Here is a 224-nt window from a genome sequence, read left to right on the forward strand (position 1 = left end):
CAATTCTTGATAATCAAGAAACTTAAGCAGAGCTATAGCGTAAAAACATTATGCGAAGTCTTCAATGTTCATCGAAGTAGTTATAACTATTGGTTAAAACGTCCAACGGCGATTAAGGCGGAAACAGTCAAACTTCGCAGTTTGGTTAGTGAGGCCCACGCAGCAAGCAATGCCTCTGCGGGTGCACGGACTATTGCAGATATAGTCACAAATCAGGGTGTAAA

Annotated in this window: 1 pseudogene; it reads left to right on the plus strand. The window is 42.0% G+C overall.

Going from position 1 to position 224, the window contains the following annotated elements:
* Positions 1–224, plus strand: a pseudogene (locus tag ACTRWI_RS22930) (IS3 family transposase); the annotation flags it as partial.

The sequence above is a fragment of the Pseudoalteromonas sp. G5_S1_14_S5 genome (genome assembly GCF_054968605.1).